The organism is Paenibacillus sp. FSL H8-0259, from assembly GCF_037963255.1.
In the GTDB taxonomy this organism is placed as follows: Bacteria; Bacillota; Bacilli; order Paenibacillales; family Paenibacillaceae; genus Paenibacillus_AQ; species Paenibacillus_AQ phytohabitans.
In genome coordinates this window covers 2,246,518-2,269,626 of the sequence record NZ_CP150147.1, presented here as the reverse complement: position 1 = coordinate 2,269,626, position 23,109 = coordinate 2,246,518, and the positions used below count along the sequence as shown (strand labels likewise).

At 51.4% G+C, this 23,109-nt stretch carries 24 protein-coding genes; 3 read left to right on the top strand and 21 right to left on the bottom strand.

What is annotated here, in order from left to right:
- Positions 1-9 precede the first annotated feature (9 nt).
- From NSU01_RS09620 to NSU01_RS09555, 14 genes are all read right to left on the bottom strand, one after another.
- The gene (locus tag NSU01_RS09620) at positions 10-504 is read right to left on the bottom strand and encodes a chemotaxis protein CheW (RefSeq protein WP_339302995.1); all 495 of its coding nucleotides are present in this window, start codon (positions 502-504) and stop codon (positions 10-12) included.
- 777 nt (positions 505-1,281) lie between these two features.
- Positions 1,282-1,647, bottom strand: coding sequence for an arsenate reductase family protein (locus NSU01_RS09615; protein ID WP_042135100.1), 366 nt, complete (start codon positions 1,645-1,647; stop codon positions 1,282-1,284).
- 430 nt (positions 1,648-2,077) lie between these two features.
- On the bottom strand, positions 2,078-3,184 hold the full coding sequence (locus tag NSU01_RS09610; RefSeq protein ID WP_076242640.1) for an RluA family pseudouridine synthase: 1,107 nt from the start codon (positions 3,182-3,184) through the stop codon (positions 2,078-2,080).
- Complete coding sequence (locus NSU01_RS09605) at positions 3,181-3,747, bottom strand: cob(I)yrinic acid a,c-diamide adenosyltransferase (RefSeq protein WP_042135096.1); 567 nt, start codon at positions 3,745-3,747, stop codon at positions 3,181-3,183. Before NSU01_RS09605 ends, NSU01_RS09610 begins: the two co-directional genes overlap by 4 nt.
- 140 nt (positions 3,748-3,887) lie before the next feature.
- Complete coding sequence (locus NSU01_RS09600) at positions 3,888-4,652, bottom strand: methyltransferase domain-containing protein (protein WP_063779827.1); 765 nt, start codon at positions 4,650-4,652, stop codon at positions 3,888-3,890.
- Between the two features lie 141 nt (positions 4,653-4,793).
- Complete coding sequence (locus NSU01_RS09595) at positions 4,794-5,741, bottom strand: phosphotransferase (protein ID WP_076242639.1); 948 nt, start codon at positions 5,739-5,741, stop codon at positions 4,794-4,796.
- Complete coding sequence (locus NSU01_RS09590) at positions 5,738-6,634, bottom strand: alpha/beta hydrolase (protein ID WP_076242638.1); 897 nt, start codon at positions 6,632-6,634, stop codon at positions 5,738-5,740. Before NSU01_RS09590 ends, NSU01_RS09595 begins: the two co-directional genes overlap by 4 nt.
- Positions 6,635-6,666: 32 nt before the next feature.
- The gene (locus tag NSU01_RS09585) at positions 6,667-7,356 is read right to left on the bottom strand and encodes a TetR/AcrR family transcriptional regulator (RefSeq protein WP_179093418.1); all 690 of its coding nucleotides are present in this window, start codon (positions 7,354-7,356) and stop codon (positions 6,667-6,669) included.
- A gap of 285 nt (positions 7,357-7,641) precedes the next feature.
- On the bottom strand, positions 7,642-8,202 hold the full coding sequence (locus tag NSU01_RS09580) for a hypothetical protein (protein ID WP_076242637.1): 561 nt from the start codon (positions 8,200-8,202) through the stop codon (positions 7,642-7,644).
- 176 nt (positions 8,203-8,378) lie between these two features.
- Positions 8,379-8,573 carry an aspartyl-phosphate phosphatase Spo0E family protein gene (locus NSU01_RS09575; RefSeq protein ID WP_336102499.1) on the bottom strand — a complete coding sequence of 65 codons (195 nt, stop codon included), beginning with the start codon at positions 8,571-8,573 and terminating at the stop codon, positions 8,379-8,381.
- Between the two features lie 254 nt (positions 8,574-8,827).
- Positions 8,828-10,018: an aminotransferase class I/II-fold pyridoxal phosphate-dependent enzyme gene (locus NSU01_RS09570; protein WP_042135087.1), complete on the bottom strand. Its 1,191-nt coding sequence runs from the start codon at positions 10,016-10,018 to the stop codon at positions 8,828-8,830.
- A 13-nt stretch (positions 10,019-10,031) separates the two neighbouring features.
- Positions 10,032-10,532, bottom strand: coding sequence for an Lrp/AsnC family transcriptional regulator (locus NSU01_RS09565; protein ID WP_039308379.1), 501 nt, complete (start codon positions 10,530-10,532; stop codon positions 10,032-10,034).
- Positions 10,533-10,738: 206 nt separating this feature from the next.
- Positions 10,739-11,134, bottom strand: coding sequence for a spore coat protein (locus tag NSU01_RS09560; RefSeq protein ID WP_042135086.1), 396 nt, complete (start codon positions 11,132-11,134; stop codon positions 10,739-10,741).
- Between the two features lie 67 nt (positions 11,135-11,201).
- Complete coding sequence (locus tag NSU01_RS09555; protein WP_039308384.1) at positions 11,202-11,435, bottom strand: hypothetical protein; 234 nt, start codon at positions 11,433-11,435, stop codon at positions 11,202-11,204.
- Positions 11,436-11,622: 187 nt separating this feature from the next.
- On the opposite strand from NSU01_RS09555, the gene NSU01_RS09550 reads away from it, so the two are divergent.
- Positions 11,623-12,861: an FAD-dependent oxidoreductase gene (locus tag NSU01_RS09550; protein ID WP_076242635.1), complete on the top strand. Its 1,239-nt coding sequence runs from the start codon at positions 11,623-11,625 to the stop codon at positions 12,859-12,861.
- 138 nt (positions 12,862-12,999) lie between these two features.
- On the opposite strand, the gene NSU01_RS09545 is transcribed toward NSU01_RS09550, so the two are convergent.
- The gene (locus NSU01_RS09545) at positions 13,000-14,559 is read right to left on the bottom strand and encodes a flavocytochrome c (protein WP_042135081.1); all 1,560 of its coding nucleotides are present in this window, start codon (positions 14,557-14,559) and stop codon (positions 13,000-13,002) included.
- A 179-nt stretch (positions 14,560-14,738) separates the two neighbouring features.
- Here NSU01_RS09545 and NSU01_RS09540 point away from each other — a divergent pair, with 179 nt between their 5' ends.
- Positions 14,739-15,197, top strand: coding sequence for a hypothetical protein (locus NSU01_RS09540; protein ID WP_042135079.1), 459 nt, complete (start codon positions 14,739-14,741; stop codon positions 15,195-15,197).
- Between the two features lie 106 nt (positions 15,198-15,303).
- Here the strand turns inward: NSU01_RS09540 and NSU01_RS09535 are convergent, their stop codons facing one another.
- Genes NSU01_RS09535 through NSU01_RS09520 form a run of 4 tightly spaced genes read right to left on the bottom strand, consistent with a single transcriptional unit; the run spans position 15,304 to position 19,572 of the window.
- Positions 15,304-16,098: a PHP domain-containing protein gene (locus NSU01_RS09535; RefSeq protein WP_042234140.1), complete on the bottom strand. Its 795-nt coding sequence runs from the start codon at positions 16,096-16,098 to the stop codon at positions 15,304-15,306.
- A 34-nt stretch (positions 16,099-16,132) separates the two neighbouring features.
- Entirely contained in the window at positions 16,133-16,966 is an 834-nt protein-coding gene (locus tag NSU01_RS09530; protein ID WP_042135075.1) for an energy-coupling factor transporter transmembrane component T, read from the bottom strand.
- Positions 16,953-18,701: an energy-coupling factor transporter ATPase gene (locus NSU01_RS09525; RefSeq protein ID WP_042234138.1), complete on the bottom strand. Its 1,749-nt coding sequence runs from the start codon at positions 18,699-18,701 to the stop codon at positions 16,953-16,955. The genes NSU01_RS09530 and NSU01_RS09525 overlap by 14 nt, the downstream gene beginning before the upstream one ends.
- Positions 18,694-19,572, bottom strand: coding sequence for a hypothetical protein (locus NSU01_RS09520; RefSeq protein WP_042234137.1), 879 nt, complete (start codon positions 19,570-19,572; stop codon positions 18,694-18,696). Before NSU01_RS09520 ends, NSU01_RS09525 begins: the two co-directional genes overlap by 8 nt.
- A 178-nt stretch (positions 19,573-19,750) precedes the next feature.
- Here NSU01_RS09520 and NSU01_RS09515 point away from each other — a divergent pair, with 178 nt between their 5' ends.
- Positions 19,751-20,584: a MurR/RpiR family transcriptional regulator gene (locus tag NSU01_RS09515; protein WP_042234135.1), complete on the top strand. Its 834-nt coding sequence runs from the start codon at positions 19,751-19,753 to the stop codon at positions 20,582-20,584.
- Between the two features lie 52 nt (positions 20,585-20,636).
- Here the strand turns inward: NSU01_RS09515 and NSU01_RS09510 are convergent, their stop codons facing one another.
- Together NSU01_RS09510 and dcuS are read right to left on the bottom strand one after the other, a co-directional pair.
- The gene (locus NSU01_RS09510) at positions 20,637-21,359 is read right to left on the bottom strand and encodes a response regulator (protein ID WP_076242634.1); all 723 of its coding nucleotides are present in this window, start codon (positions 21,357-21,359) and stop codon (positions 20,637-20,639) included.
- A complete protein-coding gene (dcuS, locus tag NSU01_RS09505) occupies positions 21,356-23,023 on the bottom strand; it encodes a DcuS/MalK family sensor histidine kinase (RefSeq protein WP_076242633.1) in 1,668 nt (555 codons plus the stop codon). The genes NSU01_RS09510 and dcuS overlap by 4 nt, the downstream gene beginning before the upstream one ends.
- Between the last annotated feature and the right edge of the window lie 86 nt (positions 23,024-23,109).

Genomic DNA, 23,109 nt, shown 5'->3' with positions numbered 1-23,109 from the left:
TACAAACACTTAGTCAGCAGATATAGTCTCTATCACTTTTTCAAAGTCCAGAAGAACAAGCAGCTTCCCCTCGACTTGCACAATCCTCTGACTAAACCCGCGCTGCACTTGTACGGCCTCAATAGTCTGATTCATCTTCGCCGGATTAAACTGATTGATTCTCAATGCCTCATGGACATGAAACGCGGCAGCCTTATTATTCTTCATCTCAGCAATAATATATTTGCCCTGTATCTGTCCAGTTCTCCTTGCAGAAGGATACCCGAAACATTTAGCCAGGTCTATGACTGCAATGGCTTCTCCACGGAACTGAATCAGCCCCTCCATGTAAGGATGTGCTAATGGAACTGGAGTAACCGGAATAGTATTAATAACCTCCCTTACTTGCTGCACATACGTACAATACAGATCATTGCCTAGCAGAAACTCAACAATTCCGACTTCTTCTGTATCCGTTACTGGTAATAATCGCCGTACTGTCATTTCCTCGCCCCATTCATTCAATATCATTGACACTATGTATAGATTGAACTTGGAAACTTGAGGAGGAGGAAGGAGTGACGAAGGGGGATTTTGGAACTGAAGGAGCGATAGCAATCGCCTTAGTCTGCGGATTTCCACCGCGAACAGCAGTATAATCATGAAATCTGCAGACAACAGCGGCCGGAAGTCCAAATATTCACCGCAGTGGCGACTGATTCTTCACTCTAAAATCTCAAGTACAATCTATATTGTTTTAACTATAAATCCAAATTGTTATATAACATGTTTATATGCTATTTAATTTCTGTTTGATAAATTAATACAAAATACATATTACCCTTGCAATAAATTCAGGATTGCTCATATGCAGACAAACAATTTGCATCAAAATTTATATATAAGTCTTTGAGGGCATGGATCTGAATCCATAAACAAGGAATGGGATTTCTTTGGGCTGGAGGAAGATATCCAATATAAGCGCGGCAAAGTGTGGAAAGAATTTCAAAAATGTATATGGCTTCGAACAGGGGGACTGGAGACTATTACAATAGCAATCCTGCAACTTTCCGAATGGAATTAGGACTGGTTCTAAGGGATATTCTGGAGGTTTCGTACGTATGCCGTTATCTTCCCCTTGCTGCTTTTTGATGCTCCGGTGATCATACGAAGCAAGGGGACAAGAAAGGGCAGCCAAACATAAACATGATATGGGATCCAGTATTGCTGCAATGCTTAAACAAGAAATAAAAAAGGAAATCTTATGGAACGCTGCATTAATCGCCTGGATCGCACCGAATTTTAGGTGTTGCTCCAGGCTTCAGCGTACTGCTCATCTTTGTAGCCGACTGTAACCTTCTTGCCGTCAGTGACAACCGGACGCTTGATAAGCATCCCGTGGCTGGCGAGCAGCTCAAGCTGCTTATCTTCACTGAGACCGGCCAGCTTGTCCTTCAGATTAAGTTCCTTGTAGACCTCACCGCTCGTATTAAAAAACTTCTTCAGCGGCAGTCCGCTGTTCTTCAGCAGGACGCGCAGCTCCTCCACTGTGGGCGGCTGCTCGGCAATATGCTGCAAGTCCAGCTCATGCCCCTGCTCCTTCAGCCATTTCACTGCGGCGCGGCAGGTGCTGCATTTCGGATATTGATACACCTTCAATTGACTCATATGGTTCTCCTTTTATTATAAGCGCAGCGGCAATGTTGCAGTACGCTGATTATTAGGGCTGCCGGCGCAGCCGCGTTCACGGGCCGGATGGGCCGGAAGTCAAACATTCTCTGCAGCCACGGCTAATCCCCACAGTGGAATTTTCCCGGTTCAATCTAAATAGATGGAAATTGTACATTTATTTAGCGTGAATTAGCAGCTTAATAGGAATTAGTTGGATTTTCAACACTTAATTTGAGCGCATTCGATACTTTTCGGCCAAACCTCTTAGATTAGTTGTACTTTTTCCACTTGTTGGATTTAGAGTGGCGAAACAGCCAAGAATAAGTGCAGCCTCGCACTTATTTCACAATCTCACGCTGGCGCCTGGCTGTACCCGCCAGCGAAATCTTCAGCATCCCCTTATATCACGGCCAGGCTGCTGAGACAGTTATTGCCCTGCACCAGTCTCACGCAGCTTCGCCTGCAGCTGCGCCATATCCGGCGGCAGCGGAGCCTCGAAGACCAGATCGGCATGCGTGACCGGATGCCGGAAGGACAGGCGCACCGCATGCAGCGCCTGGCGCGGAATGGACGCGTCCAGCTCCGCGATCTCCGCCAGCTGCGCCGCTTCCACGGGCGACAGCTCCGCCTCTTTGCTCTCTCCGCCCGGCAGCGTCAGTCTGGCTTCTTGCGTCTCGCCGCCGGGCAGCACCAGCCCGGCCTCCCGCTCTCCGCTGCCCGGCGGAACGAGCCCGCTTGCCGCCTGCCCGCGGGCATACAAAGGGTGACGGTACATGCCGTCACCGATCAGCGGGCAGCCGATCGAGCTCATATGCACCCGGATTTGATGGGTGCGCCCGCTCTCCAGCTTCAGCTCCACGCGCGAAGCCGCGCGCGGATAGACCTCCTTGACCTCGTACCGGGTCAAGGAAGGATAACCATCCGGCGTCACAATCCGCCGGTGCGGCTCCAGCGGGTCGCGGTCGATCGGACCGGCGATGTCGCCGCTCTGCAGAGCGGGAACCCCGTGCACAAAAGCAGCATACCGCTTGTCCACCGTCCCGGCGATCATCTGCTCGGAGATATGCTGATGGCTGTACGGGTTCTTGGCAATGACCAGTACACCGGAGGTCTCCTGGTCCAGCCGGTGGACAGGGCGGAAGCGGACCCGCTCCCCCTTCTCCGCCCAGTAATGCACCACTCCGTTCGCGAGCGTCTCCGTGTAATGGCCATGGGTCGGATGGACAATGATCCCCGCGGCTTTGTTCACGACTAGCAGATGGCCGTCTTCATATAGAATCTCAAAAGGAATCGGCTGCGGCAGGATATCCTCTGACGTTTCTTCCTCCATCCGGATCTCTACACGGTCACCGCTGCTTACCTTGACGCTGATATAGACACGCTCTCCGTTCAGCGTAATCCCGAGGTCTGTCATCTTCAGACGGGACAACAGCTTACGGGAGACATCCATCCGCTTCTGCAGGATGGTTTTGAGCAGCCAGCCGTCTTCATCCGGCGGCACAATATAGGTAATCGGCGGATAGTAGCTGGTCATTTGTTCCGGAACACCTTTTTGCTGCGCACATACTCTACCTCAGCAACCTCCAGCCGTGTATTGGCGGCACGGGCCAGCGCGAAGAAATAATCAGAGAGTCTGTTCAGATAGACAACAGCCTCCGGGTTAATATCTGCACTGCGTCCCAGGGTCACAGCCCGGCGCTCCGCACGGCGGCAGACCGTCCGGCAGACATGCAGAACCGAGGACAGCTGGCTTCCGCCGGGCAGAATGAAGCGCTCCAGTACCGGATTCTCCGCCTGCAGCACATCGATCCAGCCTTCCAGACGCGCGGCCATCTCGCTTTTCACCTTATATTTGTTCTCGCTCAGCTTCACGAACGCCAGGTCCGAACCGCAGTCAAACAGCTCATGCTGAATCTCCAGCAGCTGCTCCCTAACATCCGCGAACCGTTCATCCTCCATCAGACTCCGTGCCTGGCCGACAAAACAGTTCAGCTCGTCTATGGTGCCATAAGCCTCGACGCGGACATCGTCCTTGCCCACACGGCCGCCGATGACTGAGGTTTCCCCTTTATCCCCCGTACGCGTATAGATCGCCATAGTATTTCCCTCCTAAGTTGCAAATCACATAGTAATAGTGTAATCGTTCTTATGTATGTAGGCAAACAAAGATCAGCATTTCTGACATGTAAATAACTCCCTAATGAGCTAATATGGAATGTACCCGATCCCCACCCCGCCTACGGCTTCCGGAAAGTAATACAGTACATCAGGCCTTTGCATACCTCCTTATACTCGATCTCCAGCATATCCTGCGGAATGAGTCCAAGCACCCCTGGCAACTCCTCCCCCTGCTGAAAATACCCCTTAACCACCGGCACCTTCCCGTACGTTCCCTTTACCAGCTTCTCTGTCTCATCGGCAATCATCAGTCTGGTGCCCGGCTTCGCCACCCGGATCATCTCCAGTACCGCAGCTCCCGGATCACTGAAATAATTGATACCGCCGACATGATAGACACAATCGAAGACGTTGTCCTTAAAAGGCAGCTTCTCCGCCTGTCCCTGGAACAGATGTCCCTGAAGCTTCCAGCGCCGCAGATTGCGCACCGCCTGCTTCAGCATTCCGCTGGAGATATCCAGTCCGTACAGCTCTGCCTGTACACCCAGATAGGGGAAATTATCGCCGCTGCCCACCGAGGTCTCCAGCACACGGTCACCTTCCCGCAGTTCAAGCGAAGACAGAAACTGTCCTCTGTAGCTTCGTTCCCCGCCGAATTTCAGGGCGAAATAAGCTTTGTTGGACAGCCGGTAGAAACGGGCTATCCGGTTGTACAGCTCAAGGTACTTTTTGTTGCTGCCCTCGGCATCCGCTTCTCCCAAAAAGGCGAGAAAGCCCTGCTTCAACGGGTACTTACGCCCGCTCTCCGGATTAACGGCTCCCGTTCCTTCGAGCTTCAGCTCATCATACGTATAGGGGTCCCGCAGTATATCGGCTTGTAACATGAATATCATCCTCTTTTTCCGGTACGCTGCAGAAGAGCCCGTACCTTTAGAATCATCGTGAGTATTCATTATATCCCTGCCGCAGGAGTCCTCCATCGGGCCCCGGGTCCACCTCCTCCTCCGCCCCGGGACGTACAAGCATTACAGCAGCCTGAACCCCAGGCAAGGTTCCCCGGCTTCGATCGTCCGCCTCATTCGGGCAAGATATGCCTTCTGGCCTTCCGTAAGCGCGCCCGGATCTGTGTGCACCATATGATAGGTATACGAATAAAGATGCCGGTAATCTATAAAGTAGCCGATCTGAGCCATGAACCCGGTATCTGTGTTACCCCTGCGGTAGCCTTTCATAAAAGAGTGATAAAATGCCAGCACAGCGTCCTTCTTGCCCGCATCTTCCGGCACAGTCTGGGCCATATGATAGACGGCAATGGCAATATCATACGCAAACCAGTGATATTCCGCATCCCCGAAATCTATCACTGTCAGCGAGCTATCATGCACCAGGAAGTTATGCGGATGAAGGTCGCCATGAATCAGGCCGAATTCATTCCCGGAGGTGCCAAGGCGGCTGAATTCTTCCTGGTATACCTTCCACTTTTGCGACAAAAGAGCGTCTGTTTCTATCCTCTCCGCCAGCAGAATTATATTCTCCTGCCAATGTGGATGCGGATGGACTGCCTGGTAGCTCCGGGCACAGGAATGCAGCCTTCCCATCGCCTCTCCCCAGTGCTCGAATAACAGCGGATTCCAAACCGTCTTATCTTCCCGATTCACATGTGTACCTTTAACCTTATGGAACAGAATATAATAAAAAGGCTCTGACACCGGGTAAATATACTTCCCGGACTCCAGGCACAGCGGGCGGATCGCACTCACTTCACTCTCCTGCAAGTAGTTCAGCCATTCCATTTCCGGCAAAATGTGTTCCTTGGGGACCACGCTGTGATCCAGTATTTTGACGACGATATTCTCGGCTCCTGCCCGTTCAAGATCAAATACATTGTCATTATACCCTCCAAGATGCTTGACCGCTTCAGGAGGACAGCCGAGCTCTGTGAACACCTGCTGCCGGATACTCTCTGGAATCATCGCACTCCCCCCTGTCCCTGCAAAAACTGTATCAGCTCCCGGTTGACCCGCTCCGGCTGTTCCATATTGATGCCATGGCCTGAGCCCCCGATCACCTTATAGCGGAAATCCCCGTCCTGAAGTATGCCGATAAAATCCTTCTTATGCTGCAGCTTGTAATCCCCGATCAGAAAATACAGCTTATCCCTGACTATAGCCGCGCGGGCCTTGTCATAGAGCTCAGTTCTCTGGACAAACATCGCCTGTTGGTTATGATTCTTCATGAGCAGCACCACATGCTCGGCCAGTTTAGGATGTTTTTCCGCAAGCCGTGATTCCGGCGAACTGAGCTTATTAAATACCTTAAGCAGATTTTTGCGCGTAGGTACTATTATTTCCGGGAACATCATCAGCAGCGTCTGGATCATGCTTTTTAAAGGAGCCGTGACCATCCCGCCTTCCATACAGACTGCCTTCAACACCCTTCCTGGCTCGTTAATCGCATAATTGAAGGACATGTAGGCTCCATTCGACACACCTGCCACATAGAATTGTTCCAGTTTCAATCCTTCAGCTACGCCGTTAATCCAATCTACCTGATTAAAATCCTGCTTATTGAACCTGGCATCCGGCAGGCTCTTCCCCGGCCCTCCCAGCGTATCCACCGCAATGCAGCAGAAATGCCGGGACAGCTCCCGTATATTCAGCAGCCACATCACCGCCGAATTATCGCCTACCCCATGGAACAGGAGCAGGGGCGGCAAACCGGCCTCTCCCGCCGTTATACAATGTGTTGTCCCGTAAGGAGTCTCGATATCCAGCTCCCGAACCTCCGTCCCCCAGTCCCCGAGCAGCTCATCATAGGAACGGAGAACCTGTTCCTTGCCGGCATCACTTTTAAATACCTTGACCATGGCTAATTCCACCTTTTCGGATATGGGATGGGCTAATGATCTCTTTTCATGAAGCGCAGAACCAGTTCGGTTGAGGGAAAAGGAGCGGCAGCTGTGGTCTGTATCCTCGCTATACCAAGCCCCTGGATGAAGGAGAAATAGGCGACGGCGATTTCCACCGGATCACCCTGGATAATCTCCCCTGCCTCCTGCCCGGCGATGATCAAGGGAACGAGATGCTCGAATGGCTTCATAATCTTCTCCTTCGCAACAAGCTTAGCCGCCTCCGGAATAGCTTCCGAGGTTGCCGTCTGCAGAAGAATGAGCCGGAAGTGCTGCAAGGCAATACTGCCTTGCGACAGGAATGCCTCGGTCAGCCAGGTAATCCGCTCCAGCGGGGTTCCGTCCAGCTCTGCTGCATATTGCACCGACATTCCTGCTCCGTCCGAAGCCAGCTCAACAATTCTGGTGAAGATATCGTCTTTGGATTTGAAATACATATAGACATACCCCTGGCTGAAGCCTGCACTGGCGGCGATATCCTTGATTTTGGTCCCGGCATAGCCTTTCCTGGAGAAGACCTCGACAGCATGATAAATGATCTGCCGGATCGCCTTGTCCGGAGCCAATAGCTCAAAACCCTCAATGAATTTACGTTCCAGCAATTTGCCGTTGTCGCTCTTGCTGTTACCACTCTTGCTGTTATCACTCTTGCTGTTATCACTCTTGCTGTTATCACTCACGATTCCCATCTCCCTTATAATGAATGACTGTTCATTCATTATACTGTGAAAGGATATTTATGTAAATTAAAAGAGTAGACCTGCTTTGCCGCAGAAAAGTTATAGCATCCAGCAAATAAGTTCATTCATATATTCAGTACAAACTCACCCTAACTGGTGAATCAATCTGAAGCTTATGCGGCCAATGTAGCCAGTGCAGCTTATGTAGATATTAAGGCCACATCGCGATGCTTCACTCAGACTATTTACTGGGCAGTCTTCGGCGAAATCACACGCCAGAGCTTCTCATTTCCTCCTTTTGCGTGCAAACTGTGAAGTGCTCCTCTTTCCCGCATGCCGTCCGCTTTCGGCGGATTCAGGGGCACTTTTGCTCCTCTTTCCCGCATCCCGCCCACTTTCGGCGGATTCAGGGGCACTTCTACCCCTCATTTCCTCCTGCCGCCCGCTTTCGGCGGATTCAGGGGCACTTTTGCTCCTCTTTCCCGCATCCCGCCCACTTTCGGCGGATCCAAAGGGATTTATCCCTTTATTTTCCCCATCCCGCCCACTTTCGGCGGATCCAAAGGGATTTATCCCTTTATTTTCCCCATCCCGCCCACTTTCGGCGGATTCAAAGGGATTTATCCCTTTATTTTCCCCATCCCGCCCACTTTCGGCGGATTCAGAGGGATTTTTCCCTTTATTTTCAGCATCCCGCCCACTTTCGGCGGATTCAGAGGGATTTATCCCTTTATTTTCAGCATCCCGCCCGCATTCGGCGGAACCAGAGGGATTTTTCCCTTTAATTTCCCCATCCCGCCCACTTTCGGCGGATTCAGAGGGATTTATCCCTTTTATTTTCCCCATCCCGCCCACTTTCGGCGGATTCAAAGGGATTCCTGATACAAGAATAGTTCTGTCCTTCGGATGGATAGCTTCCAATTACGAAAATCATAATCACCTACACGGTGCGACTGTGAGGCGCAATAAAAAACGGACACCTCCCGCAATGGGATATGTCCGTTTCAATATAAATCAGCCGGTTAATCGTTCTTACGGTGGCGGCCTCTCATATACTCATTAATCTTCAGGTCCAGCAAGCTGCTGATGGCAATTACATTATCCGAGGTAAAGGATTTCTCCTGTATAAAGAGCTGTTCCATTCTGCTGCGGAGGACCTGTATTTCATTTTCCAGCGAGAGCCTGCGTGCATTTGCATCACCCCTGGGAGGATGTATCCCGCTTCCGGAACTACATTCCCCGCCATAGGAAGGTAAGTAATAATCTGCGCTCAGCACAATCATCCCTCCTAATGTATTATTGCGTGATATCCGGATACCTGATACTGAACTCTTCCTATCCGGACTCTGCGCCCTATTCTAGAATAAGACCTCCATGTAAGTGTATTACAGGTGTTTCTTGTCCTTAGAGTAAAATAATACCATATAGAAGAGTTATCGGCTATAGTTCAATTTACTTCATTCTGTTTGCATTACTCTGCCCGCTCGCGGGCCAGCTGTGAGACAAATGCCCCAATCCGTTCAACCGCTTCGTTCAGCTGGGATACCGAGGTTGCATAAGAGCAGCGGAGGTATCCTTCACCGCCCAGACCGAATACACTGCCCGGAACCGCAGCTACCTTATATTCCAGAAGCAGGCGCTGGGCGAATTGATCGGAGGTCAGCCCGGTGCGCTGAATACTCGGAAAAGCATAGAACGCGCCTTGCGGCTCATGACAGTCCAGCCCGGCATCGCGCAGCCCTTTGACGATCAGCCGGCGCCGCTGATTATAGGAATCCGCCATCCGGTCCTTCTCTTCCATTCCATTGGTCAATGCCTCCAGAGCAGCCACCTGGCCCATCGAAGGCGCGCACATGACTGTGTACTGGTGAATCTTCAGCATCGCGGAGATCAGGTCCGGGTGACCGCAGGCATATCCCATCCGCCAGCCGGTCATGGCGAAGGCTTTGGAGAAGCCGCTGACCAGAATGGTCCGGTCAATCATGCCCGGAAGGGAGGCAAAGCTTACATGATTGCTTCCATAGGTCAATTCAGCATAAATTTCATCGGAAATTACTATGAGATCATGTTTCTCTACCACTTTGGCAATCGGTTCCCAATCCTCACGGCTCATAATCGCACCCGTCGGATTGCTCGGATAGCAGAGAATAAGAATCTTGGAGCGCGGGGTGATCTTGGCTTCCAGATCAGCCGCCGTAAGCTTGAAGTTATTCTCTCCGAAGGTCTCAATACCGACCGGAATCCCGCCGCCGATTGCTGTTATCGGTGAATAAGAGATATAGCAAGGCTCGGGAATCAGAATCTCGTCTCCCGGTGAGATCAAGGCCCGGAGCGCCAGATCTATCGCTTCACTGCCGCCGACGGTGGCGATAATCTGGTTCGCAGGATCATATTGCACCGCGAAGCGGGTCTGCAGATATTCGGCAATGCCTTCTCGAAGCTCCGGCATGCCGGCATTGGAGGTATAACCGGTGAAGCCGCGCTCCAGCGAGTAGACGCAGGCTTCCCTGACATGCCAGGGAGTCTTGAAATCCGGTTCCCCGACACCCAGTGAAATAATATCCTTGCTGCCTGCCGCCAGATCAAAAAACTTACGGATGCCCGAGGGCTGTATCTGCTGGACCAGCGGGGCCAAATAGGAATTCATCGACTTCGTAATCATGGCATTACATCCTTCACGGAGATATCATCAGACGGTTGTCTTCTTCATGCTCTTCAAAAATGATACCGTCCTGTTTGTATTTTTTGAGCGTAAAGTTAGTTTTGGTAGAGAGTACCGCATCAATCGGCGACAGCTTCTCGGAGACGAAATTGGCGACCTCCCGCAAATTGCGGCCTTCCACTTCGACCAGCAAATCGTATGCGCCGGACATCAGATAGACGGATTTGACCTGCGGATACAGATAGATCCGCTCGGCAATGCCTTCGAAGCCGCGGCCGCGTTCCGGTGTAATCTGAACCTCGATCAGCGCAGTCACGCGTTCATCGTCCACTTTATCCCAATTAACCACAGTCGCATATTTCACGATGACATGATCCTGTTCCATTTGTGCAATTACGGTTTTGACATCTTCTTCTTCCGCACCAAGCAGGGTTGCCATTAAAGCTGTAGAGCTTCGCGCGTCCTCCTTGAGCAGTTCCAGCACTTTCCTCTTCAAATCATTCATTTCCTTCATGCCTTCCCTCCGGATAGTTCGCCAGTCCGGTACCCCTGCATCAGGGCAGAGCGCCTGCGAAAAGAGTTTAGTATTAATATGACACGAAAATGACAGTTCTGCAAACAAAATAACCCCGCCTGGGCGGGGTTACAATGGATCTTTTTATTTGTGTTTCTCTACACCAGCGGACGGCAGTCCTATGCTTCATCCGCCCCGCGTGAGGGTTACATATAGTAAGAACCGTTATTGTGCTGGACATTGGCCTGATGCAGCGGAACATTGGAGGCCTGATTGTAGGCACCGGCTCCGCCTGTTTTCTCTCGCACGAACTGCTGGCATTTCTGCTGGGTCTGCTGGGCAGTCTGAATCTGCTTGTCTACATCCTGACGCAGCGCTTTCCCCGGAGCAGTATACATGTTCATTTGTGACATTTGGTTATACAGCTCTCCCTGAAGTCTGAGCGTATCCATCGTCAAATCATTGAATACCCGGCGTACTGTAGGACAATTCGATTCTGTAGCTGCTGTTGTATATTCACGGACTGTCCGCTTCAAATCAGCTAAAACCGTGTTCAGTAAATCCTCATCTGCCATGAATGGCGTTCCGTTTTGTGCGTACACAGTAAAACCTCCTTAAAGTTTGTGGGATATGCTTCCCGGCATCAAATTTGTGTGCGGCCAGTAATAATTATTGCGGCTGGGTTGGTGCATATTGCTGATGCTGATGCAGCAGCTGTACAAGCATATCCATATGGTGGGTATGACTTTGAATTTGCTGTACACAGATTCCTTGCACCGTGGAGTTTTGAGTGGTTCCGGCTGTAGCGGCCAGCTGCTTAATCAGCAAATCTTCGTTGGAAATGGAATCTGCGATATATTCCAGTTCTTTTCCGCTAAGCGCCTGCATTTGGTTAGATTGCATGTTCAGTATTCCCTCCTTCTGGATGTTCAAGCGTTCCTTAGTATGCCGCAGAGCAGAACACTTTATGTGCCAAAAAGCGCAAAGCTGCTTCTGCAAAAATCGGATTAACACCTTATATACCGCGCATGAGCGGCTGCCAAACTGCAAACAATACCTTACCTGGATTATATAAAGGAGCGACCATACCATGAAACTCATCAGCGGGCAGCTGCCCTGGGAGAATACACTGCTTCAACCGCCGGTGTATCCGGTACTAAATGAAGATATTACCTGTGACTGTCTTATTGTAGGCGGCGGCATGGGCGGGGCGACGATGTCCTACCGTATGTCCCTCAGCGGAGCGGATACCGTTCTCATCGATAAAAGAGCAGTGGGCAGCGGAAGCTCCCACGCCAATACGGGACTGCTGCAGATCGCGAACGACAAGTCGCTGACCGCCTGCATGAATACCTTCGGGGAAGAGAACGGCGTGCTGTTCTATAAGCTGTGCCAGCAGGGCGTCCGCGCGATTCTCGACCTGCCGGGCAAGCTGGATATTGATCCGCAGATCATAGAACGCAGCAGTCTGCTGTATGCCAGCGTCCCTGAAGATGTACCCGCCCTGAAGCTGGAAAATGAAAACCTGATCCGGCATGGATTTGATTCTGAATTCTGGGATGAGGATAAAGTACGGTCGCATTATTCCTTCTCCAAACCGGCTGCGCTCTTCTCCCGAGGGGATGCCGAGACCAATCCGCTGCGGACTGTGCACAGCCTGATTGACAAGGCCCACTCCCGCGGAGTCCGCGTCTACGAGCATACCGAAGCCCTTAATTACGAATATAGTGCTGACGGCGTGGTCTGCCATACAGCGAATGGCCGGATTTTTGCGAAAAATGTTGTGTTTGCCATGGGGTATGAAACGCAGGATATGAAAAAGGACCGGGGCGCGGAGCTGATCAATACATATGCCATCATGACGAGGCCTCTTACGGACTTGCCCAAATGGCATGAGCAAAGTCTGCTCTGGGAAACGGCCCGGCCTTATCTGTACTTCCGGACCACACCGGACGGACGGATCATTGCCGGCGGCAAGGATGAACAGCTCACCAGTCCCGAGCGCCGCGATGTCCGTGTGCTCTCCCAATGCCAGCGGCTGCTGGAGGAGCTTGTGGCCCTGTTCCCGGAGCTTCAGGGAATAGAGGCTGAATACTCCTGGGGAGCGGTCTTCGGCTCTACCCGTGACGGCTTGCCTTATATTGGGCCGCATCCGGAGTACCCGCACTGCTATTTCATTGAAGGCTACGGGGGCAACGGAACCGTCTACAGCATGATCGCGGCCGAGCTGCTCGCAGATACCCTTGCCGGCAAGGTGCGCCCCGAGCTGGAGCTGTTCTCGCTGACCCGTACAGCGAAGCCTGCGCCGTCTCCGGCAATTCAGGCGTAAGCAGCTGAGCCTGCGGGAGCCTGAATTGCCGGAGACGGCAGGAGCAGCAGCAAGTACACGCAGGAAAGGGATGCTCCGCAAGCCTGATGGCTGCGGAGCATCCCTTTTATAATAAAGCTGACAATATGGAATAATAGCTTATTGTGCTTTTACAAACTCAGCAGATTTGATCCCTGCCTGCCGTCCAAAGATAATAATCTCGGCTACAGAATTCCCGCCGATCCGGTTCTGGCCGTGTAATCCGCCGACTACCTCACCTGCTGCAAAAAGTCCTGTGATCGCTTTGCCGTCTTTGTTCAAGACCTCTGTATTGGTGTTAATCACCACACCGCCCATGGTGTAGTGAATTCCCGGGCCGATTTGGATCGCGTAATACGGTGCGCCGGACAGATCATTATCCATGCCTGTTGTTCTGCCGAATTCCGCATCCGACTTATTCTTCACTGCGCTGTTCCAGGTATCTACGGTCTTCTTCAGCTGATCTGCCGGAACGTTCATTTGTTCTGCCAGCAATTCGATGGTATCCGCTGTTTTGACTACACCCATCTTGATGTACTGGTCCACCGCTTTGACGCGGGATTTCACGCCGGAATCAAACACCAGATACGCTGATTTCTCCGGAAGTGTATTGATGGAAGCTGTCACTTTATCACGGGTATCCATTTCGTTGCCGAAACGTTTGCCCTCGCTGGACACCAGAATTGCACCTTCGCCCCGGACCGCTTCACCGATCAGGTAGGATTTCTCCTGTTGTACAGTCGGGTGAACCTGAATCTGATCCAGATCTACCGTTGTGCCGCCAGCCTGTTCAATCATCCGGATGCCGTCGCCGGTGCTGCCGATCTGGTTCGTAGTCACATAACCCTCGAGGTCAGGTCTGACTTCGGTAATCATCTCCATATTGGCGCCGAAGCCGCCGGTTGTTACGATCACTGCTGATCCGGTAATTGTTTTCTCATCGGCCTGGTTGAACAACACCTTGACGCCGTTCACCTTGCCATCCTGCACTGTAAGTTCCTTCACGTCCGCATTAACGAACAAGGGAATCCCTTGCTCTTGTACATTTCTTACGAGTCCGGCAACCAGATATTGACCGACTGCTGAGCCGTCTTCCGGACGGTGGGTGCGCTTCTCTTTCATTCCGCCGGTAATCGTAATATTGTTCAAACGGATTCCGATCGAATCCAGCCAGTCAATGGCACTTGCGGAATTGTCCACGAAAAAGCGGAGCAGCTCCTTGTTGTTCGTATCATGGCCGCCTGCCAGTGTCTCTTCATAGAACAGATCATTGGTATCCTCGATGCCCTGCTCCTTCTGGAACTTCGTCTGCGAAGCGTTCATACCCGAGGAGGATTTGGTAGTATTACCGCCGGCAACCGGCATTTTCTCGAGAATAACCGGGTTCATGCCGTTAGCCTTGGCTTCCAGCGCCGCCGACATTCCGGCACCGCCTGCGCCGACAATGATGATATCATATTTATCTTTTAACTGATCGTACGGTGTATAGCTCGCTTCGGATGCTCCCGATACGGCTTCGGCTGTCTCTTTAGGTGCAGTGGTTGCTGCAGGCTCTGTGGTTGCGCTATTCTTACCCTTGCTCTCATTGACACTGCCGTTAGCATTGTTGTTACCGCAGCCTGCGATAACCAGCATAACGGAAAGAACGAGTATAAGAGTCGCTGCATATCTCTTTTTCATAGTAACGCTTGCCCCCTTGTGCATATTTTCACAATTATCATATCCGCAAAAGGGCTGTCCTTGGAAGCTTACGTAATTAAAGAAATCATTAAGTAATTAAAGTAAGTGAATTTGCGTGCGGATGTTTATAGTTTTATAATTGGGACTTACACAATCGTATGACTGGGAGGAACTGAACCATGGACAAAAGCAAAAAATATATGCTTGCCGGCGCCATCCTGACCGCAGCTGGTGTTTCTCTAATGACCTATACAGCAAACCGTTACACTTCCTTCAAAAAAGTGGTGGCCAGAACCATCCGGCTGGAGGATATCGCCTCCCTTGAAATCACCCGTCTGTCCTCTGTTCCCGGTGAACAGAAGGATATTGTGGTTACGGAGCCGGAGGCCATCAAACAAATATGTGATGATTTCGCCGACGTCCGGTTAATGAAATCAGCGCGGAATGTAAGCACAGACAACAAATACAGCTATTATATTACCATCGTACAGGCTGACCGGAAGCAGCGGTTTGATATCATTCTCAAGGGCAGGCAGCATATGATTATTTACGATAATGATATGAACAATCCGCATTTAAAAGCTTATAAAATTATGGGTTCCTTCCATCCGCAGGCATTGAATCTGGCTTTTGCTTAAAACCGCAAGACGTAGCGTAAATCATCCCCGGAAGCATAGAAGACATTACCTATGAAGTCATGGCCGGAGGAGTCCGGACATGACTTCATAGTATTTTAGGGCCGCTTTAAGCCAGATAGCCAATCTCCGCTTCATCTCTTGAAGGCGCTTCGCCGGCAAGCTGCTTCAGCAGCTTCTTCATCATGACCGAAGCCTTCACCTTGGTATGGAGACACGGTGAAAGCTCCATCTCATAGTCCCCCTGCTTAATAGCCTCCTTCAATTCCTCAACTGTAGAGCAGGATACATGTAGCCGGTTCATTACGCTGCCATACTGCAGGCATTGATGACTGTCACTGCCGGCAACCACAGGAACGCCAAGCTTCTCTGCAAATGGCGTAATCAGGTTCTTGTAGGCTTCAGCCCCCTGCACGTAAATGTCTTTAGCATTGAAATCAAACGCATCCAGCCGCTTAAGCAGCTGAGGGTCCAATTGATGAAGTGGAGTAGAGGTGCGGAACGGATGGGCCCCTATTTTCCACAGATTGAATTCATCCGCCAGATCCAGCAGTCTTTTGAAAGGAATAAAGCTACACTGAGCAGTGTAATCTTCCAGCAAAGAACGGACAGCAAGAACATTCTCCTTAAGCCCGATCAGCAGGATGTGGCCTGTCTCGGCAATATCCACTTCCATTCCCGGAAACAGCTTCAGCCCGTCCACATCATAGTAATGTCCGTTATAGGGATACATCTGATCCAGTGCCTCGTACATTGCGAAGAAATTAGAAGTATTAAAATGCTCTGTCAAAGCGGCTGCCTGCAGTCCGTTCACTTTAGCTTCCGACATCATTTCTGCGAAATACGCCGGGGAAAATGCTGATTTCTTGGACAATTTTCCGTGTGTGTGCAGATCAATATTCATATAGGTTAGGCTCCTTTTAAGTTTGCAGATTAGGTTAATACACCAGCTCAGGGTACAGGGTTCCAAACCAGAACAGCAGTATAATGTAAATCGTTGAACCGGATAAAAAAGCCCAGTCCGGCCTCTTCATCCGCAAATAGGACAGCTTGATCTTCTTCACCTTCGGATTGCTGAGACCGTAGCTGAATCCGCGTGTCTCCAGTGCTTCAATCGTGGTTCGCGACCGTTTGGCTGTATTGAGCATGAGCGGGTAGAAGACCAGCACCACAATCCGCAAGTAATACGCAGCTGTTCTCCAGTAGAACACCCCGTGACGATGCGGTCTTTGCCCCCTGAGTCTGAAGGACAACAATATCTGGTGGAATTCTTCCAGCAAAGTAGGCAGAATACGATAACCGTAAGATAAACTAAATGCAAAGGCATCAGGTATGCCTAAGGATAAAAGTCCGTCACTAAGCCGTTCGGGGTCCAGACTGGAGAATACAGTGATGCTCGCCAGTGAAATGACAGAAAGCTTCAGCGTCAACGTTAACATTGGCAGCAGGGATTCACTCCCCCCTCCGAAAAAAAGCGTCAGCACGAACATCCAGCCGATCTGGCCGGTCAGGCCAAGGCACAGGATACAGATGATTAGCGGACTAACCCGTGACAGGACAGTTGTTATGACCATGAACACGAACATTCCTAATAAGATTGTCCGGTTATGCACAAACCAGGGCACGATGGCAAAAAACAAATACCATAACAGCAGTGTCCGGGGGTCAAGCCTGCCCAGAAAGGTAGCGCTGTTGTTATACGCGGTTCCCAGTAATTCCAGCTTGATCTGTTCTACAGAGATCCGGTCCAGCGCTTTTTTAACAGCCTCCATAGATTCCGGCCACCTCCTTCTGTAGCTCCACTTGGCTCACAAACTCGTCCAGGCTGCAGCAAATGCGCGGCAGGCCGAGTATGCGGCTTAGCTTCATTAATTGTGTCTCTGCCAATCCGGCACGCCTCAAGAGCATTCCGTCAGCAAATATTTCATCCTTCGTTCCGTCAGCAATGATCTGTCCCTGATGCATAACAATAATTCTACTGGCCCATTCAGACACAAGCTGCATATCATGAGTGGCGATTACCACCGTCTCCACATGGCTCCGCAATGTCTCAAGGACGCTAACCATTTCCTGCTTGGTCGAAATATCCAGATTCGCGGTGGGCTCGTCAAGCAGCATAACTGCAGGGCGGACAGCGGCACCGATTGCCAGGGATACCCGCCGCTGCTGGCCGCCGCTCAGCAGACGGGCATCCCGCTCAGCGAGCTCACTAAGCCGGAACGCCTGGAGCATCTCTTCTACTCTCCGGTCTGTATCCGCTAACTTCCGGGCCTTCAGATAATAGGAGATTTCTTTGCGTACAGAATCCTCGATAAACATATCCTCCGGATTCTGAAATACATAAGCAACCGTACCGGACAGGCGCTCGGGCGGCACACCATTGACTTCTATGCCTTTCACATTAACCGTTCCTGAGGAGGGTCTGGCAATACCTGAAATCAGTTTCATTAAGGATGATTTCCCTGCACCGTTGTTACCGATAAGGGCTACCGATTCCCCGTGTTTGAGCTCCAGCTTTACCCCGTTCAAAACAGGATGAAGTGTCTTGTGAATCGTGCGGTACGACAGGTGAACATCCTTCATTTTAACGATAGAATCCACATCTCCTACGCCTGTGCGGATCTGCCCGCAGACTGGATAGGCGGACCCGGCCTGCCCAGCCGGCCCTTTACGGCGGATCATCCGGTCAAGCCCCTCTTCAGGGGTCAAAGGGAACTGTCCTGCATTCCGGTCATTCTCCTCCAGCATCCAGACAGCTCTGGTCACATCCGGCGGATAAATGCCAAGCTCCAGCAATTCTTGTACAGAGGACAAAGCATCACGTACCGGCTTCTGCCAGCGTATGGATCCTTTATCCATTAGGATAACGTTCCTGCAGTATTCTGCTATAAATTCGGCATGGTGCTCAATGACTACGATGGTCTTCCCGTGCAGCTCATTCAATTGCCGCAGGATATCATAGATATGACGTGCATGCTGCGGATCAAGCTGGGCTACCGGCTCATCTATGACCAGTATTTCCGGATCCATTGCCAGTGCTCCCGCAAGAGCCAGCAAGTGCTTTTGCCCACCGCTAAGCTGCCAGATAAATTCATTTCTCAGTTCGCTAAGTCCGGTCAACGCCAGCGCCCGTTCTCCCCGTTCCTTGTAGTCCGCAAAACCATAGTTCAGCGGGGTAAAAGAAACATCATCAAGCACGGTTGGACGCACCAGCTGGTTCTCGAAGTCCTGATAGACATAACCGATATGCCTGGATAGTTCAGCGACACTCCGCCCTTCCGCCGGTTGACCGCAAATCACCGCTTCTCCGGTGAAATCTCCTGTGTAATAATGCGGGATTAATCCATTGAAGCATTTACAGAGTGTGGATTTGCCGGATCCGTTGCTGCCGATCACGGCAACAAAATCCCCTTTCTCCAGTTGCAGGGATACATCCCGCAGTACAGATTGTTCCGCCCCCGGGTAAGTAAAGGACACTCCTCTAAGCTCCAGGACCAGTTCATGCATCTGCCTGTCCTCCTTCCTGACGCCTGCGTGCAGCACGCCGGATTAGCGATAGAATGGTCACAACCGCAATGATGACGGCAACCAGCATGCTCAGCCAGATCAGCTTTTCCTCACCTGATTCAGCCCAGGCAAATTCAAAATCACCGAAGTTCCAGCCTGATTCCGACAACAATTCAGAACCTAGCGCAACCATGATCAGAATCGTACCTGAAATGACAAGCTTTGGCGACAGCCAGACCCCGGATGCATATTTCATATTCCGCTCACGCGGCTTCATGCCGAGCAGCGGCTCAATCTTGCCGTACAAGCGGGGAACCAGATACATCGTAGGCAGAAGGGCGAACAGAATGCCCGAGAACAGCACATCATTCAGAAATCCGACACCTTCGATGATGACGATACTTTCCGCCAGACCCTTAACCGCTTCCAGTTCCTCCACACCGACCCATACCTTCAAGATATCTACCGCTGAGCTAAAAAACTGGTGAATCGCCACTCCGGTAATTGCGGCTGCGCCTACCTGTCTACGGTTCTTCGGATCGGATACCATAAGGCCTGCTGTATACATCGCAAGAGAGAAGGTAATGAATTTCTCCAGTTCGCCCAGTCCGCCGAATTGACCCAGCATCAGCTCACCAAAGATCACTTCGCCGACAGCCGCTCCAACAGCTGCATACAACGGGTGAAACAGCATACATAAGGTCAGAGGAATGAAAGCGAAATATTCAATCGACAATTCAACCGGACCCAACTGGATGCTAGGTACCAGCTCCGTAAACATATTAGACAAACCATACAGCGACATCGACAGCACAAAAATCATCATTTTTTGAGATTGGGTCAGCGTGTAGCGGGTCTTTAACGTGCTCATAAACAGTTGGCCTCCCTACAGGAATTTATCTTTATTATAAAAAGGCCATGTCAGCACAGGTTTTTCCATTTGTTAAGCCGGAGTAATATTTTTTTCAGAATTTTTAACGCTGTAAAAATATTTACAACATCTTCAAGCGTTATATTGTGTAAAAAGAGTACATCCGGAGGAAACGCATATGTATAAAGACTGGAATCACCGCCCGTTCTCACCCAACCAGCGGATCATCGCCGATTTTATCCAGAAGAATGAGCAGCGGGTTGTCTATATGACAGAGCAGGAAGTTGCTGACGAGCTCCATTTGAGCATCGCCTCCGTCTCACGTTTCTGGAAAGCAGCCGGCTACAAGCATGCCAAGGATTTCAAAAACCGGCTACGGTTCCGGTTCGAATCTACGCCCTCGGTTAAAATGCGTGACGCAATGGAGCGATCCGATGATAGTTCACTCCCCCAGCTGCTGCTGAATAATTCCCTTCACCATCTGCAGGAGACACACCGTTATTTGAATGAGACGTCGCTGCAGTCCGCGGTAAACAGTCTGTCTGCTGCACGGATTGTATATGTTTATTGTCCCGGCCCCTGCGGCGGACTGGCTGAACTGATGATCTACCGGATGGCGCGCTTTGGTCTTCAGATGAAGCGGATGGCTCCGAGCGGCCATGAGCTGCTGGAGACCCTAATGCATGCTGACAAACAGGATGTGGTACTGGTTTTTGGATTTGTGCAGCTGTTACCTGAAATCGAGGTGATTCTGGACCATTCACGGGAGGCAGCTTATCAGGTCATTCTGATCACTGACAGACTTGTATATCCCCGTTCACAGGATGCAGATATCGTGTTGTATGCCGGAAGAGGCGAGGTTTGGGAGTTTCATTCAATGGTCGGCCCTATTTATATCATTGAGAATCTGATTCTCGGTGTAGGACTGGTCAACCGGGATCATAACCTGAGCAATCTTGACAAGCTCCAGCAGCTGCGGGCGCAGTATGGAGGGAAGCTTCCGCGTACCTGAACCCGCAATAATAAAAAAAGGACCCGAAGGTCCCCGCTAACACGCTTGCCGCTTATAAATATTTACTTATATAGTCCTTCCCCTCCGGCTTCACCTTGTACATATATACCGGTCTGCCTACCGCGCCGTAGCTGAGCTCCATCTCCAGAATGCCTGCATCGGTCAGAAAAGCCAGATATTTGCGGACGGAAATCCGCGAAATCGGCGCATGGCTGCTGATATCTTCAGTGGAGAATACCGGGTTCTGCAGCTGCTTAATTGTATCCCAGATGCTCTCCAGTGTGCCTTCGGTAAGACCTTTGGGCAGGCTCCGCGCCGCAGTCTTGTCTTCTTCAGCCTCCGGAGCGGAATGGCGCAGCAGCTTATCCAGCTGTTCCTGGCTCAGATGCTCCTTGTGCATTAACCGAAAGTCTTCGCGGTATGCCGACAAAGCCGCCTGAAAACGGGCAAACTCAAATGGCTTGATCAGGTAATCCACAGCCCCGTTCTGCAGCGCCTTGCGGATGCTTGCATTATCGCTGGCGGCGGAGATCACAATGATATCCGCCTTGCTTCCCTGCTCCCGGAGCGTGGACAACAGCTGAAGCCCGCTGGTACCGGGCATATAGATATCCAGCAGCAGGAGATCGATCTCCTGTTCCGCCAGCATCTTCAAGGCCTCATCTCCTGAAGCCGCCCAGCCCGCGAACTCGAAGCCCTGGACCTGTTCGAGATAATGGCGGTTGAATTTCGCTACCATCGGGTCATCTTCTACAATCAGCACTTTAATGTTCATTGGCTCTCCTCACCCTTTGCAGCATATGGCACATCAACGATGAACGTGGTTCCCTGCCCGCCGCCGCAGGCGGCAATCTGAAGATGTCCCTGCAGTTTATCTACACTCTTCCTGACCAAATACAGTCCGATTCCCCGGTGTTCCCCCTTGGAGGAGAAGCCCTGGACGAAGATCTGCTCCCGGAGTGCCTCCGGAATCCCCGGGCCGTTGTCGCTAACCTCACACAGCAGCCTTCCCTCTTCATAGTGAAAAGCAAGCCCGATCCGCTTATTACTGTGTACATCTCTGCCGTGTACATCTCTGCTGTATACATCGCTGCTGTGTTCATCAGGCCCCGGGCCGCCCAGCGCTTCCATCGCATTGTCCAGCAAATTCCCGGCAATCGTAATCAGCTCATGAATAACCTGCGAATCTGCCGATTCCGGCAGATAACTGTCCGCAGTCAGCAGCAGTTCAATTCCCATCTCGCGCGCCCGGCTCAGCTTACCCAGCAGAAAACCCGCCATAGCCGGATCTTTAATCTGTCTCGTGATGGCCCCGATCTCCTGCTGGTAGTTATTTGCCGTTCCCAGAATATACTGCTGCAGCTCGTCATATAAGCCCATATGCGTCATGCCCATAATCACATGCAGCTTGTTCATGAATTCATGGGCACCTGCCCGCAAGGCGTCTGCATAGACAGAAATACCCGACAGCCGTTCGGCCAGAACTGCCAGCTCAGTCTTGTCACGAAATGTAGCGATGGCTCCGGCAATCTCGCCGCCTACGCGGACCGGCAGGCTGCTTACGAGCAGGGAGATACCGCCCAGCTCCAGCTCCTGGTCCTGCCTGCCTTCCCCGCTGGCCAGCACATGCTCCAGACGCAGCTCTGGCCAATAATCGGCAATCTGCCGGTTTACAACGGCGCCGTTGATCCCTGCCGCCTTGAGAAGCCGGTGCGCCTCCATATTGATAAGCGTAATGCGCGCTTCCTGGTCAATCGCAATAATCCCCTCGCGAATGGATTCCAGCATGGCGCTGCGTTCCTGCAGGAGTCTGGAAATATCGGCAGGCTCCATGCCGAACATCATTTGCTTGATCCTCCTCGCCAGAACAAAGGCGCCTCCTGCTCCAAACAGCGCGCCTGAGACCAGAATGGCAATAATCGTCCATTCATTCTGCCTGACCAGACGCTGCACCCTGTCCATTGACAGTCCAGCTACTACGACCCCGAGCTGATGCCCTCTGCCGTCATAGACCGGCACGAATGCCCGCAACGAATTCCCGAGCGTCCCTGTTCCTTCGGAGATGCTCTCTTGTCCGCGCAGCGCAGCCTCCTGCCCGCCTCCCACGAAGGGCAGTCCTACCTTGGAGGCATCCGGATGCGAATACCGGATGCTGTTCATATCCATCACCACTACAAACAATATATCATTACGGCGTGTAATCTTGGAGGTGTAGGCTTGAATCCCCTTGCTGTTCCCTTCGCTTAAGCCCTCTGAGAGCAGCGGCATCAGGGCAATCGTGCGGGCAATCGTAATGGCCTTATCCTCCAGCGCATGCCGGGTCTGGGGAATAATCTGATTGCGGAATATAATATATAAGACCAGCAGCACCAGGACTACAACAGCAGATACCATCACCGCTACCGTTGTCCTTAGGCTATAGCTTTTTTTCTTGGCCAAGGATGCCCATGCCTCCTCATCTTCAATGAACTGCTACAAAGACTAGAATTATTTAAGGTAAGCTAGAAAACTGGATCACGCTATTC